The organism is Ensifer sp. (assembly GCF_035999185.1).
In the GTDB taxonomy this organism is placed as follows: Bacteria; Pseudomonadota; Alphaproteobacteria; order Rhizobiales; family Rhizobiaceae; genus Ensifer.
Map to the genome: position 1 here is coordinate 17806 of NZ_DASYHB010000166.1, position 15530 is coordinate 33335.

Sequence of the window (15530 nt, forward strand, 5' to 3'; positions counted from 1 at the left end):
GATCATGACCGCACGCATGGACAAGCGTTTTGCCGATGTCGCGGCCGAGGGACGCCCGGTTCTCGTCACCTATTTCATGGGCGGCGATCCGGACTTCGAAACGTCGCTGTCGATCATGAAAGCCCTGCCGAAGGCCGGGGCCGACGTCATCGAGCTCGGCATGCCCTTTTCGGACCCGATGGCCGACGGCCCGGCGATCCAGCTCGCCGGCCAGCGCTCGCTGAAGGGCGGCCAGACGCTCGCCAAGACGCTGGAGATTGCTCGTCGCTTCCGTGAGGAGGACCAGCGCACGCCGATCGTGCTCATGGGCTACTACAATCCCGTCTACATCTATGGCGTCGACCGCTTCCTGACGGATGCATTGGCTGCCGGCATCGACGGCCTGATCGTGGTCGACCTGCCGCCGGAAATGGACGACGAGCTTTGCATCCCGGCGCTTGAGAAGGGCATCAACTTCATTCGCCTGGCGACGCCGACCACCGACGAGCGTCGTTTGCCGAAGGTGCTCGAAAACACCTCCGGTTTCGTCTATTACGTGTCGATGAACGGCATCACCGGGTCGGCTTTGCCTGACCCGTCATTGATTGGCGGCGCCGTCGCGCGTATCAAGGCGCATACATCTCTGCCGGTCTGCGTCGGTTTCGGCGTCAAGACGGCGGAACATGCAAGAGCCATCGGTGCATCCGCCGATGGCGTGGTCGTCGGTACGGCGATCGTCAACCAGATCGCGTCGAGCCTGACCGAAGAGGGCAAGGCAACCGATGCGACGGTTCCGGGTGTCGAAGCGCTGGTAAGAGGGCTCTCGGCAGGCGTGCGGTCCGCACGCCTCGCAGCAGCCGAATAATTGCCTATATTAGCGCGCACAACCCGAAGAAAGTCTTCAGGAGTTACTAAGTGAACTGGATCACAAACTACGTTCGGCCGAAGATCAACTCGATGCTTGGCCGCCGGGAAGTTCCGGAAAACCTCTGGATCAAGTGCCCGGAAACCGGCGAGATGGTGTTCCACCGCGATCTCGAGGAAAACAAATGGGTCATCCCGCAGTCGGGCTTCCATATGAAGATGCCGGCCAAGGCCCGGTTGAAGGACCTGTTCGACGGCGGCATCTATGAGTCTCTGCCGCAGCCGAAGGTTGCCCAGGACCCGCTGAAGTTCCGCGATTCCAAGAAATACGCCGACCGTCTGCGCGACAGCCGCGCCAAGACCGAGCTTGAAGACACGATCGTTGCCGGCGTCGGCCGCGTCCAGGGCGTCAAGCTCGTCGCCGTCGTGCACGAGTTCAACTTCATCGGCGGCTCGCTCGGCATGGCTGCCGGCGAGGCGATCATCAAGGCGTTTGAAAAGGCCATTGCCGAGAAGTGCCCGCTGGTCATTTTCCCGGCCTCGGGCGGCGCCCGCATGCAGGAAGGCATCCTGTCGCTGATGCAGCTGCCGCGCACCACGGTTGCGGTCAATATGCTGAAGGAAGCCGGCCTTCCCTACATCGTCGTGCTGACCAATCCGACCACCGGTGGCGTCACCGCCTCCTACGCCATGCTCGGCGACATCCAGATGGCTGAGCCGGGTGCCGAGATCGGCTTTGCCGGCAAGCGGGTGATCGAGCAGACGCTGCGCGAAAAGCTGCCGGAAGGCTTCCAGACCTCCGAGTATCTTCTCGAGCACGGCATGGTCGACATGGTCGTCAAGCGCCATGACATTCCTTCGACACTCGCTCGGGTTCTGAAGATCCTCCTGAAGAAGCCGGCGGAAGCGTCCAAGCTCAATGGCGGCACGCAGCCGGCCGCCTTGCCGGTCGCGGCAAGCGCATAACACCTGTTCGCGCAGCGGCTTTTCGATCGTTGCTGCGCGACCAAAGCAGATTGGGCATTTCCGCACGGCGGAGATGCCCCAGCATTCGATCGTGTCGGGGCAGGGTGATATGACAGCGGTGGAAGCCAGCGAAGCAGGCTACGAGATCGAAAAACTTCTCGCGCTGCACCCGAAAGGGTTCGATCTGTCCCTGGACAGGATAACCCGGCTTCTCGCCGCGCTCGGCAACCCGCAGGACCGCCTGCCGCCGGTGATCCATGTCGCCGGCACCAACGGCAAGGGCTCGACGACGGCTTTCTCGCGAGCGATTCTTGAAGCGGCCGGTCTCAGCGTCCACGTTCACACCTCGCCGCATCTCGTCAATTGGCACGAGCGCTACCGTCTGGGCGTCAAGGGCGGTCGGGGGCGGTTGGTGAGCGATCCGGTGCTTGCGGACGCCGTGCGCCGTGTTGCCGAAGCCAATGGCGGCGAGAAGATCACCGTTTTCGAGATCCTGACGGCGGTTACCTTCCTGCTTTTTGCCGAACATCCGGCGGATGTGGCGATCATCGAGGTGGGCCTTGGCGGCCGTTTCGACGCCACCAATGTGATCTCGCGCCCGGCCGTTTCCGTCATCATGCCGATCTCGCTCGACCATCAGGCCTATCTGGGTGACCGGGTGGAACTGATCGCGGCGGAGAAGGCCGGCATCATGAAGCGCGGCTGCCCCGTCGTGATCGGCCAGCAGGAAGAGGAGACGGCACGCGATGTGCTGGTTTCGACGGCCGAACGATTGGGTTGCCCGATGTTCGTCTATGGCCAGGACTTCATGGCGCATGAAGAATTCGGCCGTCTGGTCTACCAGGATGGAGGCGGGCTTGCCGATCTGCCGCTGCCGAAGCTGCCGGGGCGCCACCAATACGCCAATGCGGCCGCTGCCATCCGCGCCGTTCGGGCCGCCGGATTCGACGTTTCGGATACGGCGATCGAGACCGGGCTCGCCCGTGTCGAGTGGCCGGGGCGCCTGCAGCGCCTGACCAGCGGCAAGCTGACGCACTACGGCCCTTCCGATGCGGAAATCTGGGTTGATGGCGGCCACAATCCTGGCGCCGGCCAGGTGATTGCCGAAGCGATGGCGACCTTCGAAGAGCGTGAGTCGCGGCCCCTGTTTCTGATCATCGGCATGATCAACACCAAGGATCCGATCGGCTATTTCCGAGCGTTTCTCGACCTCGCCGAACAGGTCTTCACCGTTCCGATCCGCGGGTCCGATGCCGGGCTGGACCCGGTGGCGCTGGCAACCGACGCGGCCGCCGTCGGCTTCGAGACGTCGGCGGTCTCGTCCGTCGCCGAAGCGCTGACGATCATTGCCAATCTGGTCGACGAGGATCCCGTTCCGCCACGCATCCTCATCGGCGGTTCGCTCTATCTGGTGGGGGATGTTCTTGCCGACAACGGCACGCCGCCGAAGTGATTGCGACCCGTTTCTGCGGTCCTCGATGAGATAAACGGCACAAAAAAAGCCCGGCATTGCCGGGCTTTTTAGCGTTCAGCAGAAGGTCTTAGGCGACGGCCGTGGAGATCCACGAGGAGAGGGCGGTCTTCGGTGCCGCGCCAACCTTGATGTCAGCCACTTCGCCAGCCTTGAACATGGCGAGCGTCGGGATCGAGCGAACGCCGTACTGGGCAGCCAGTTCCGGGTTCTCGTCGATGTTGAGCTTGGCGACCTTGACCTTGCCGGCGAGTTCGTTCGAGATTTCCTCGAGGCTCGGGGCGATCATCTTGCACGGGCCGCACCATTCGGCCCAGAAATCGACAACCACCGGCTCGGCGGAGTTCAGGACTTCCTGCTGAAAATTGGATGTATCGACTTTTACAGTAGCCATAGGCTGCTCCTTGCGTTCGGGATGGGAGTATCCAGATGTTGTGTCTCATGTGAGTGGGACGCGCTGGATTTTCAATATCGGGTATCTCACTTTGTCGCGAGGTCTTCAAGGCTCCTGTCGAGCGCCGTGTCGCCAAGGACGTGAATTGCCGGTCCTTCGGTGAAGATCAGCACGCATCGAAACGCGTGTGCCGGATAGAGCGGCCGCAACAGTTCACGATAGATCGCAAGCTGCGCCTTGTGGGCAAAGGGAACGTCATCGGGAGATGACGGCACCTGCCTGTTCGTCTTGAAGTCGGCAATCGTCACGACGCCGGCGCTCACAGCCAAACGGTCGATGCGACCGGAGACCGCATGGTCGCGCTTGCCGAGCGTGAGCGTACCCATGACGGAGACTTCGGCGCGGCTCCCGGCGGCGAAGAGAGCCTGCAGATCCGGGTGGTCGAGCACGCTCTCCACACCGGCAATCAACGCCGCGCACTGTTCTGCCGACCATCGCGGCACGGAACGAGCAAGATAGCGCTCCGCCGCCATACGACGGGCCTCGACGGGAAGGGTGGGCAGCACCTGCAAAAGCCGGTGCAGAATGGCGCCCCGCAGCATGGAGAGGTTGGCCGGGGCCTGTTCGGAGAAGAGCGCCGATCCGACCAGATCCTCGCCATTATCCTCGTCGACCGCGATACCGATGCCGGAGGGGCTCAGCGGTCGCGGCAGGCGCTTCTGCGACGGTAGCGGCGTCGAAAGCGCTTTCGGCAGCCAAGTCGCAGGGCGACCATGGTCCGCCGATGGCGCATCGCTCAAGGGGATGTCGCGATCGATATGCGTCTCGCGCCAGGTATGGCCGGCCCACTCCTCGCTGCCCGCATGGAACATGGCCGGGTGGCCGCGGCCCTTTTCATCCTGGGCAAGGCTCGCCTGAACCATGGCATGCCACGTTTCGGCGACGGTGCGCTGGCCACGATAGCCGCAGACGATCAGGCGGTCGGCGGCGCGGGTCATGCCGACATAGAGCAGGCGGCGATACTCTTCCTCGGCGAGCGTCTTCAGCCGGTCGTTATCCGCCGTGACGAGCGAATTCGATTCCGAACCCGGCGCCCGCCACACAGGAAGCGAAAGTAGGGTGCTGTCGCGCTGCGGCAGTTCGAGGAAACGCAGGGAGGGCACATGCTGGTTGCTGAATGGCGCCCCGCCGCCGTCGACCAGGAAGACCACGGGCGCTTCGAGGCCCTTGGCGGCATGCACCGTCATGATCCGGACTTCGTCGCGCTCCTTGTCCTGCTCGCGCTTGACGGTCGGCGCCTCCATTTCCAGCGTCGAAACGAAGGCCTGGAGGCCGGGCAGGCCGCTTCTTTCCTGGTCGAGCGCGAAGGTCAGGAACTCGTCGAGAATGTCGCTCACCTCGCTGCCAAGGCGCGCGAGGAAAGCGGCCCTGCCGCCGTGAACACCAAGGATGCGCGCATAGAAATCGTGCGGTGCCAGCTGCTTCGCAAGCATTGCGTAGGACTTCAGCGTTCTCGCCGTCTGGTGGAACAGGATCCCGTCATCCGCCTCATGTTGCAGGCGTTGCCACAGGCTTTCGCCCTCTCGGCGTCGTGCGGCGAGTTCGAACAGCGCATCCTCGCCAATGTTGAACAACGGGCATTTCAACAATGCGGCGAGTGACAGATCGTCCTGCGGCAACAGGACAAAACGTCCGAGTGCAAGCAGGTCTTGGACGGCAATGTGTCGTGTCAGCACCAGACGATCGGCGCCTGCGACCGGAATATTGTTGCGGCGCTTCAGCGCCCTGGTGAGCGCGTTGACGAAGGCATCGCGCTTGCGAACGAGCACGATGACATCGCCTGGGCGCATCGCTCGGCGAACACCTTTTTCGACGATAGTCTCCTTGCCGATCCATTGGTCCAGCACGGCCGCAACCCGGCGGGCAAGGATGTTGACCGGTGCGCTCTCCGGCGTCGCATCGAAGGCGGCGGTCCACTCTTCGTCCGCATCCGGCGGTTCCGAGGCGATTGCGTCCCAGATATCGACGGCGCCCGGATGGCCGATGCGGTTCGAGGCGTGAACGACCGGTTCGCTGAGGGCGCTCAAGCCGCGTGCATGCGCTGGATTGGCAAACACCGCATCGACAGCCGAGAGCACGTCGACGGTGGAGCGGAAGGAAAGCTGGAGGCGGATGGGCTCGAATGCCTTGCCGCCGTCGCGCACCCGCCGCTCGGTCTCGATGCTTTCGCGCGAAAACCGCTCCGGGCGCGCGCCCTGGAACGAGTAGATCGACTGCTTCTCGTCACCGACGGCGAACATCGTCCGCTCCGTGCCGCGGGCGCTCTCGCCGGAAAAGAAGTCTGCAGCGAGCGCCTGGATGATGGTCCATTGCGCGGGGCTCGTATCCTGGGCTTCGTCGACAAGGATATGGTCGATACCCTGGTCGAGCTTGTAGTGCACCCAGGCGCTGACATCGCCCCTAGCAAAGAGCGCCGCCGTGCGGTTGATCAGATCCTCGAAATCGAGTTGGCTGCGTCGTCGCTTGAGCTCCTCGTAGTCGGCATTGAGCCTTTCTGCGAGTGTAAGTGCTGCCAGCGTCGCCTCGAACATTTTGAGGATGCTGACGCGATCGATGCAGGCGACGACATGGCGGTAGGCCTCATCGACGAGATCGACGAGATCGGGTGCCGCCTGCTGCATGGCCTTGTTCAGGAACGCGGATTGGGCGCGCGGCTTGCCGGTGCCGGTGAAGAACAGATGCCTGAGGCCGTCGTAGCGGGCTTTGAGATCCATCGGTTTGGAGACCGCTCTCAATCCCTCGGCAAACTCCAGAACCTTGCTCCCGCCGGCGCTCTTTGCGAGTGAGAAATAGCGCTCCAGTGCCGCACCGTTCAGTCCCGCCAACGGCCAGACGTCAGCCATGGCGCTGTCGGCGCTTTCGCCAGGTGTCAGCTTCAAGGCACGCCGAAGCTCCGCCTCGGCGCCGCCGTGAGCGTCGGCATGGTCGAGGAACACCTGGATCGAAGTGCGATTTTCGACGATCGCGCCAAGCAGCTTTTCCAGGCCCGTGTCATCGGCGATATCCAGAACGGTCGCAAAGGCGCGCACCAGTTCCGGGTCGTCCTTCGATGCGGTCGCGGTCAGCAGCAAGCGGCGGGCGTCGGCGAGAAGCACCGCGGCAGCGCGGTCGTCGAGAACCGAAAAATGCCCGGCGACATTGGCTTCCAACGGAAACTGGTGCAGCAACGCTTCGCAAAAGGCGTGGATCGTCTGGATCTTCAGGCCACCCGGTGTCTCCAGCGCGCGAGCAAACAGCCGGCGCGCCTCCTGCAGCTTGAAGAGCGATGGCCGCTCGCCCTCGATCGCCTCGATCCGCTTTTCCAGCGCCTGATCGTCGAGCGTCACCCATTCCGCCAGCCGCTCGAAGACGCGGTTCGACATTTCGGAGGCCGCCGCCTTGGTATAGGTCAGGCAGAGGATGGCCGACGGCCGGCAGCCGGCAAGCAGCAGCCGGATCACGCGTTGCGTCAGAACATGCGTCTTGCCGGATCCGGCGTTGGCGGAAACCCAGGCGGAGCGCTGAGGGTCGGAGGCGAGCGACTGCCTTCGCGAGGTCCAGTCGAGCCAGCCCTGCGGTGTCGCCTGTTGGGGGCCGAGACTGTCATCCCTCATCGCCGTCATCCTCGTCGCTGTCGGCTGTCGACCATTCGGCGACGCGTGCCAGATGGTCGTACTCGCCGCCATAGTCGCGCTCTTTCTGAACGATCAAGCGCGACGCAAACCCGTGTTTGCCCGCAAGCAAGGCGCTGAGCAGTTTCCTCAGCTCGGCAAGCGATTCGTCGGCGAGCTGGTCGGCGGACTTGGTTTCCTTCGCCTTGCTGCCCTCGTTGTTGACCGTTTCTGACTTGAAGCGCGCGCCAGGCTTGAGCCTGACATAGAGAAGCGCTTGCGGGTGGCTCGGCGGCACATCCTTGAACGCTCCGGCCTTGAGCGCTGCCGCCTCCAGCGCAAGCTGCGGATCGAGCAGCACGCGGGCTTCCTTGATCGATGGCGTGGAGCCGGTCTTGTAGTCGATCAGCTCGACGCTGCCGTCTCCGAGCAGATCGAGCCGGTCGGCGACGCCTGTCAGTCGCATGTCGGCGACGCCGATCTCCATGGAGGCCGGAACCTCGGTACGCGATCGCCGTATCCAGCGCGCCCGGTCGCGCTCCCAATCAATGAAGGCCTTGCCGACATTGGCGAAACGGGGCCGCCAGATCGTGTCGATGTGAACGGGCAGGCGGGCCTCGTCGAAGGCCTCGTTGAGGAGCCGGTGCATGGCTTCGTCTGCGGCTGGCGACATGAGGTCGAAGCCGCCGCGCACGAAACGCTCGACGATCTGGTGGTAGAGCGTGCCGCGCTCGGCCGCACCCGGATCGCTGTTGAACGGATCGAGTGGGTGCAGGCGCAGAATACGCCGGGCATAAATGGCATAGGGATCGCGCCTCAGCCGCGAGACCTCGCTGAAGGAATATTTGCGTGGCTGCAGGTCCGCCGGTGGCCGGGGCGACGGGCGTTCGGCGAGCGGCTGGCGCCCGCCGTCGTCAAGCATCCGCGCCCAGGTCAGGTAGTCGGCACCATTGGCCTGCAAGGCCTTCGTCAATCGCTCGCCACCAAGGGCCAGCAAACGCTGTAACCAGCGCGACGCGACCGTCGGCGCGGAACCCTGACGCATCGATCGGGTAAAGATCAGCCGCCGTGTGCCGCAGGCCATCTGGAAATCATGTGCCAGCTGGCCGATCCGCCGCTCCGGCGGTTCGAGGCCGATTCCCGTCTTCATCGTGCGCGACAGGAAGGGGTCGTTGGCAGTCTGGCCCGGCCAATTGCCCTCGTTCATGCCACCGAGCACCACCAGATCCATGCTCTGCAGGCGCGATTCCAGCGCACCGAAGATGAAGACCCGTGGGTGGCGCATGGACCGCGGCTTGACGGCAGCACTCGCGGAGAGCGCTTCCATGACGTCGCACCATTGCGGTCCGTCTGCGGTCATCTGGCCATCGGTCTCGATGATCCCACGAAGCAGCGTCGCCAGCGTGTCGGCCGCCTCTCCGGACCACAGACCACCGAGATCGCCGCGCTCGTCGGCCGAGGCGGCTTCCAGTGCCTGGCCGGTGCGTGTCGCCCAGTCGGCGAGGGTGTATTCTTCGGAGAACAGGCGGCTGCCGTCACTGCTGCGCGTAAGCGCCAAGGCCAGCGGTGCGAGCGCGATGCCGATCTTCCGGGCCAGGTTGCGAGCCGCCTGCAGATCGTCGTCGTTGATCCCGACCCGCCATTCCGGCGGGTGGCGGTCGGTCTTGTGACGGACAATCGCCGCGTCCAGCAGCGGCTCGAGTGCGAGGATGTCGACGGTTGCCGTGCTGCCGCGCAGGGCCATCCGCTCCAGCGTATCGGCACCTTGGCGCATCGCGTCTACGGACAGACCGAAGCGCGCCACCGAATGCTTCAGCAGCGCGACGAAGGGCACGGGATCGCCGGGACGCAGGCTTGCCTCCAGAAGCAGGCGCATGAAGCTGCCCTGTGGCGTCGACGACAAGGGCGTACCGGCGGAATCGTCGGCCTCGATGCCGAACCGCGCAAGCTCGCTGCCGACCCGTCGCGCGAGGTTTCTGTCGGGCGTGATCAGCGCTGCCTGGCTGTCTTCGCTGCCTTCGAGCGCCAGCCGCAGGGCGACCGCAATCGCCGCTGCTTCCTCGCGTTCATTGGCGGTCTGGATAAGGGCGGCATCCCCGAAGGCCGCCTGCAGCAATTCGGGATCCATGTCGCTGCGCATCTGGGTCCAGGAATTGGTCGCCTTTGCCGGCAGTAGCGCATGCGACAGGATCTCGGCGCGCACGTCGAGGTCCCGTTCGGCGCTGGCCAGGGCGGCCACGTCGGGACGCAGAACGGCTATGCGTTTCAATAGCCGGTAGAAGCCGTATTGCGGATGGCTGCGGCTTGCCGGATCCGGCCGGCCGTCGAGTGCCGCATCGGCGACGATCATGTCCCACTCGGCATCGCTCATCGTCTGGTCGAGGCCCGGCAACACGATCGTGCCGTTCGCCAGTTTCTGCACGGCGGCGATCAGTGCCGCGGTCGCCGGGATAGAGCCGGTGGAGCCGGCAATGACGATCGGGCCTTCGATCTTGCCCGAGGCGATCCGCTGCGTTTCGGCCTGCAGGATGGCGTTGCGGTGGCGGGCGGGGGAGGATTGCTTGAGTTCCTCGAGCCGTTCCGGCCAATAGGTGCGGGCGATCTTCAAGAATTCGAGCGTCAGCTGCCACCAAAGCGCGTGCTCACCGGCATCCAGCCGGTCGAGTTCGTCCCAATCAAGCTCTTCCGTTTCCATCGCGTCGATGAGGTCGGCGAGATTGCGCGCGAGCCAGATCGCGTCTGCGGGGCTTGCCGGCGCAATCAGCGGGCTTTCCGCATGGATATCGAGCACCACCTTCGGCAAGCGGTTGCGCCAGGCGAGAATCAACCGGCCAAGCTCGATCAACCGCGCCGTACCGGGCAGCGGCGGGGCGAGATCGAGCACGGCCGGCACTTCTGCGTCGAAGAAGCCGCTGTCGTCGTCGGTTTCGCCCAGTGCCTTGATCGTCGGCAGGATGGTGGAGCGGCCGCCGAGCAGATCGACGAATTCCGAGCGCAGCACGCGCGCCGAGCGCCGCGTTGGCACGAAGATCGTCACGCCGGCAAGCGGCAAGGGATCGGCCGGATCGTAGCGGAAGTCCGGCGTCAGGCTCCCATCACAAAGTTTTTCGGCGAGCGTCTTCAGGAAGGGGAGGCCGGGCGGGATCGTGAAGACGTTGGACCGGCGGCCGCTCACGCTCATCCCTCCGGCTGGTGGCGGCGGATCGCCGCCTCCGCTTCGCCGATTGCTTCGGGCGTTCCGACCGTCATCCAGTGGCCGTCGAGCAGGAGGCCAAAGAGCCGGCCCTTCTCGGCGGCGCGATCGAAGTAGATGTTGAGGTTGAACGCGTCATCGGGCGCGTCGTCAAAAAGGCGGGAATGGAGCGCGATCGCGCCGGCATAGACCACCGGATCAGGCATGCCTTCGGCATAACGCGTCAGCCTGCCGTCGGCACTGAGGGAAAAATCCCTCTTGCCGTTGTGGCCCGTCGTGTCCTCGTCGCGCACGCAAAGAAGCAGCATGTCCATGCGGCTTGCATCGAACGTCGCGGCAAGGCGCGTCAGGTTGCTGGGCCTGCCGGCTGGTTCGCCGACCCAGAAAAGGTCGGCATTCATCACCAGAACCGGGCCTTCCGGCAGCAGCTTCAGACCCTTGACGAGGCCGCCACCGGAATTCATCAGCGCGTCGCGCTCGTCGGAGATCACGATCTCCGGCGCGTCGCGCTGAGAGAGGTGCCCCTCCATCTGATCGGCGAAATGGTGCACGTTGACGGCTGCCGTGCTGACGCCGGCTTCGACCAGCAGGTCGAGCACATAGTCGATCATCGGCTTGCCGGCGATTTTGACGAGCGGCTTCGGCGTGGTGTTGGTGATCGGACGAAGCCGGGTGCCGAGGCCCGCGGCGAGCACCATCGCATTGCTGATCGACATTGCTTCTCTGTCAGTTCGCTGATTCGGAAACGAGGATTCCGGTCTTCATACACCAGTCCCGCAAGGGTTTCAGCGATTCATGTGACAGGGCGGTCTCCAGATAGGCGAAAGTCCGCGGCATATGTTTCATGTAGCCCGGCTTGCCGTCGCGCTGCATCAGCCGCACCCAGATACCGACAAGCTTGCAGTTGCGCTGGGCCGACATTAGGTGCCAGTCGCGCAAGAACGTCGCCTCGTCGAACGTGCCGCCGGCGTGGCGCTCGGCAAGATAGGTTTCCATCATGCGATCGGCCAACGAGGGTACAATCGTGACGCGCGCGTCCTGCACCAGCGACGCGACGTCATAGGCGGTCGGGCCGATCATCGCGTCCTGGAAATCGATGAGGCCGATCCGGTCGAGCCCCTTGCGCTCCTTGCGCCAGATGATGTTTGGCGAGTGGAAATCGCGAAAAAGCAGATTGGTCTCAGAGGTCTGCAGGAGGTCGATCAGGCCATCCCAGATTGCGGCGTATTCGCGCTTTTCCTCTTCGCTTGCCGGTTCGCCGCGTTTCCATGGCAGGTACCAGTCGGTCAGGAGCCGCGTCTCGATCTTCATGGCCGCCCGGTCGAAATCCGGGATGCGGTGAACAATGGTCGCGTCGACGCGGATGTCTGTCGGGGTCTGTTCGCCATGGAGATGGGCGAGCAATCGCGCGCTCTCGACATAGCGCTCCGCGATCGGTTCTCCGGCCTCATCCAAAATGCCATCTGATCCGAGGTCCTCGATCAGCAGGATGCCCTGATCGAGGTCGCGGGCGTCAATTGCGGGCGCCGCAAAGCTGCGGGAAAGCAGGAGCTGGTCGATCGCGACAAAAGGAACGACGTCCTCGGCGATATGGGCAAGCTGCTGGTAATACTTGCCATCCTCAAGGATCGGACCAGGCTTGTGACGCGGTGAGTCCATCAGAATCCGGCTAACGGAACCGTCCGCCGGATGAATTCGCTCATAGGCCCGGATAGACGCGTCTCCGCTCAAGTGCCGCCGTCTCGCCTGGGCGTGACCATGCTGATTGAGAAAGTCGCGGATCGCCAGCGACCGGGCAACGCGTTGCAGCTTGTCGTCAGGGCCGGAAATTTCAACGCGTCGGCCGTCATTTTCGTGGGTGATGGCGAGCGTGATGCGGTTGGCGGGCAGGGCGTCGTCGGCCCGTTCCGGCCACTCGACCAGACAGATGCCCTGAGACAGCGCCTCGTCGAAACCGAGCTCGTCGAGTTCGCTCGAATCGGCCAGTCGATAAAGGTCGAAATGCGCGACGGGAATGCGCAGTTCGTAGGTCTGAACCAGCGTGAAGGTCGGGCTCGGCACTTCCAAGGCATCGTCGTCGGCAAGTGCGCGCAGAAAGGCGCGTGCAAAGGTCGACTTGCCGGCGCCGAGATCGCCCGAGAGAGCCACGCAGTCGCCGGCTTTCAGGGCCAGCGCCAGGTCCTCGCCGAGTTCGATCGTTGCTGCTTCGTCCGCAAGGATTCGTTGGACCGGAGGCATCACTCGGCCGCGATGATCTTCGGCGCTTCGGCCGAGGGAATGCGGCAGGTCACTTCCGTGCCTTCGCCTTCCTTGCTGCGGATCGAAACCGTGCCCTCGTGCAGGCTGACGAAGCTCTCGACGATGGAGAGCCCGAGGCCCGCACCACCGCGCTGCCCGTAGCTTTCGAAGCGATTGAACACGGTATCGAGAACGTCCTGAGGGATACCCGGGCCGCTGTCCGAGACGGAGAAGATGAAATCGCCGCCTTCGCGGTGGCACTTCAGGTCGATGACGCTGCCATCCGGCGCGAAGTTCGCGGCATTGGTCAAAAGCTTGACGAAGATCTGCTTCAGCCGCTGCTGGTCGGCGACCATGCGTCCGAGATTGTCAGGAGCGGCGATCCTCAGCGTCACGCCGCTCTCGATCAGCCGGTCGGCCATCTGGTGGGCGATATCGTCGAGGAAGTCGGTCAGGCTGATATCGGCCATGTCGAGCTGGACGATGCCGGCATCGACCGTCGCAAGATCGAGAATGTCGTTGACGATCGTCAGGAGCAGCGACGAGGAGGTGGCGATATGATCGACATACTCTGCCTGCCGGTCGTTGAGGTCGCCGAAGGCAGGTGTCTTCAACAGGTCGGCGAAGCCGATAATGTTGGTGAGCGGCGAGCGCAGCTCGTAGGAGACGTGGTGGACGAAGTCGTTCTTCAGCGCATCCGCCTTGCGCAGGGCTTCGTTCTTTTCGGTGAGCGCACGCTCGACCCTGACGCTGTCGGTGATGTTGACGAAAGTCAGCATCGTCTGCGCATTCGGCAAGGGAATGACGGCGTAGTCGAGGATCAGCCCGGTCCGAAGCTCGAGTATGCCACGGCTGGAGGGCCGCTCGTCGTCGAAGCTGGTGATGATGTGGGTGAACCGCTTCCATCCGTCCGGCTGATCGTAGGAGATCAGGCAGGCTTGCTCGATCGAGCGGATATGGGTGCCCGGCTTGGCTTCCGCCTCGCTGATGCCCCAGATCGCCCGGAACGCCGGGTTGGACAGGCGAATGCGTCCGTCGGGGCCGAACACGGCCACGCCTTCGGCCAGATGATCGATGGTCTCGCCCTGGACCTGAACGAGCGTGTTGTAGCGGGTTTCCAGGTCGACCTTCTCGGTCAGGTTTTCGAACACCCAGGTGACGCCGCCCTGCGGGCGGGCGGTGGCAAAGACCCGCAGCGTCTGACCGTTCGGCAGGTGCCAAAGGTCGCTCTGCGTATCGAGCGCCTGATAGACGGAGAGCGCGTTTGCCTTCCACTGTTTCCAGTTGAGCTGTTCCGGCAGCTGGCCACCGGCGCGGAGCCGGTCGAGGACCTCGCCGTTGTCGGGCTTGCGCTCGAGGAAGCCGATGTCGAGGTTCCAGAGCCGCTGGAAGGCCTGGTTGTAGAATTGCAGACGCTGGTTGCCGTCGAAGATCGCGACCGGGGTTGCAAGATGGTCAAGCGTCTCGGCATGGCTCTTGAGCGTGCGGTTGAGTTCCTCCCGCACCGCTTCGATGCCGGATATGTCGACGGCGATGCCGGCGGATCCAGCGCGGCTGCGGGCATCGACGACGTCGAAGAAGGTGCGATTGCCCCGAACGACCGTCGAGACCTTGTCGTGGAAGGGTGCGTCGAAACTGGAGACGGAGCGGATCTTCTCGCGCGCCACGGTCGCGAGCAACTCGCGGCCTTCGGCAACGGCGGTTGCGACGTCGGAAGCCTCGACGGCGTCGGCATAGGCCTCGTTGACCCAGGTGAGCGCGCCATCGGTTCCACGCTGCCAGACCGGCAGGTCGATCGCGTCGAGCAGCGTGCGGAAGGAGACGAGCGCTGAATTGAGCCGGTCGTGTTCGAGCTTCAGTTCTGCAAGCTCCGCCCGCATGTTGTTGAGCGCGATGAAGCGCACGAAGGCGCGTCCGCCGGATACGCGCCCTTGCGCCTCCAGCACTTCGCTGCGCTGCGTCTCCACCACCAGGTCGAAGCTGCGGGCTTGGGTGCGAAGGGCGTCGATCGCCTTTTCCAGTTCGCCTGCCGACTGCGCCTTGATCCAGCGTCCGAAGGCCAGGAAGTCGCGGTCGTCGGACGGTGCACCGGTCTCTGCCGGCAGTTGCCCGAGCAGTTCGGCGCGTTCGGCCAGGCCGTCCCAGATGACGATCCGCCGGTTCTTGTCGGCGACCAGCGCCTGGTAGCGCGAGAGGCGTTGATTGGCGTCCGACAGGTCGGACCTGAGTTCGCGGTTTTCCGCTTCGATGTTGCCGCGCTGGCGGATCAGCCAGATTGCCGAGATCATGGCAGCGGAAATGACGCCGATCAGCACGGAGAAGGTGACGACTTCCGAGGAGCCGAAGATGCCGGCCTTCTGCGGGGCGACCTGCGCAAGCGCGTCCGTTGCTGCGAAGAGGGCGGTGCCGGCCAAAAGGTGGCGCAGGAACTTCGGGCCCTTGCGGCGGGTGCCCGGAAAAACTGTCTGATCTGTGTTCATGGCACTGCCATCCCCGTCTGTCCGAAGGGTGCTGCCGGCCTTTTCGCGCCTTGCACAGTTCCACCGAGGCCCTGTTTGAGGGCTCGCGCCAGTTCCGATTGCATCCCCGGTCTGTCTCCGTCTGTTTGCCGCCTATTCGACAAGACATCCCATCCGCGATGCCCAAGGTCCGCACCGGCATCACGAATCAATGGGTTAGAGCATACTTCCTCGTCGAATCGTCGGGAAGGGAGGCGCCCAAAAAAGCGGCCGCGCTCTCTTGTCAAGAACGCGGCCACAAGATGTTGTGGATTGC

9 protein-coding genes are annotated in these 15530 nt (G+C 64.0%); 3 read left to right on the forward strand and 6 right to left on the reverse strand.

Going from position 1 to position 15530, the window contains the following annotated elements:
* The first annotated feature begins 4 nt into the window (after nucleotides 1-4).
* The 3 genes from trpA to VGO04_RS20915 all read left to right on the forward strand — a co-directional run bounded on the left by trpA (nucleotide 5) and on the right by VGO04_RS20915 (nucleotide 3262).
* Nucleotides 5-844, forward strand: a complete 840-nt coding sequence (gene trpA, locus VGO04_RS20905) for a tryptophan synthase subunit alpha (RefSeq protein WP_327497872.1) — start codon at nucleotides 5-7, stop codon at nucleotides 842-844.
* A gap of 50 nt (nucleotides 845-894) precedes the next feature.
* Nucleotides 895-1809: an acetyl-CoA carboxylase, carboxyltransferase subunit beta gene (accD, locus tag VGO04_RS20910; RefSeq protein WP_327497873.1), complete on the forward strand. Its 915-nt coding sequence runs from the start codon at nucleotides 895-897 to the stop codon at nucleotides 1807-1809.
* 109 nt (nucleotides 1810-1918) lie between these two features.
* Nucleotides 1919-3262 (forward strand): folylpolyglutamate synthase/dihydrofolate synthase family protein, encoded by a 1344-nt coding sequence (locus tag VGO04_RS20915; RefSeq protein WP_327497874.1) that lies wholly within the window; start codon nucleotides 1919-1921, stop codon nucleotides 3260-3262.
* 88 nt (nucleotides 3263-3350) lie between these two features.
* On the opposite strand, the gene trxA is transcribed toward VGO04_RS20915, so the two are convergent.
* The 6 genes from trxA to VGO04_RS20945 form a co-directional block, all read right to left on the reverse strand.
* A complete protein-coding gene (trxA, locus tag VGO04_RS20920; protein ID WP_034801674.1) occupies nucleotides 3351-3674 on the reverse strand; it encodes a thioredoxin in 324 nt (107 codons plus the stop codon).
* Nucleotides 3675-3760: 86 nt separating this feature from the next.
* On the reverse strand, nucleotides 3761-7327 hold the full coding sequence (gene addA, locus VGO04_RS20925) for a double-strand break repair helicase AddA (RefSeq protein WP_327497875.1): 3567 nt from the start codon (nucleotides 7325-7327) through the stop codon (nucleotides 3761-3763).
* Complete coding sequence (addB, locus tag VGO04_RS20930; protein WP_414650576.1) at nucleotides 7317-10505, reverse strand: double-strand break repair protein AddB; 3189 nt, start codon at nucleotides 10503-10505, stop codon at nucleotides 7317-7319. The genes addA and addB overlap by 11 nt, the downstream gene beginning before the upstream one ends.
* The gene (locus VGO04_RS20935) at nucleotides 10502-11233 is read right to left on the reverse strand and encodes a nucleotidyltransferase family protein (protein WP_327497877.1); all 732 of its coding nucleotides are present in this window, start codon (nucleotides 11231-11233) and stop codon (nucleotides 10502-10504) included. Before VGO04_RS20935 ends, addB begins: the two co-directional genes overlap by 4 nt.
* Before the next feature lie 10 nt (nucleotides 11234-11243).
* Nucleotides 11244-12755: a tRNA (adenosine(37)-N6)-threonylcarbamoyltransferase complex ATPase subunit type 1 TsaE gene (gene tsaE / locus VGO04_RS20940; RefSeq protein WP_327497879.1), complete on the reverse strand. Its 1512-nt coding sequence runs from the start codon at nucleotides 12753-12755 to the stop codon at nucleotides 11244-11246.
* The gene (locus VGO04_RS20945) at nucleotides 12755-15235 is read right to left on the reverse strand and encodes a sensor histidine kinase (protein ID WP_327497878.1); all 2481 of its coding nucleotides are present in this window, start codon (nucleotides 15233-15235) and stop codon (nucleotides 12755-12757) included. The genes tsaE and VGO04_RS20945 overlap by 1 nt, the downstream gene beginning before the upstream one ends.
* Between the last annotated feature and the right edge of the window lie 295 nt (nucleotides 15236-15530).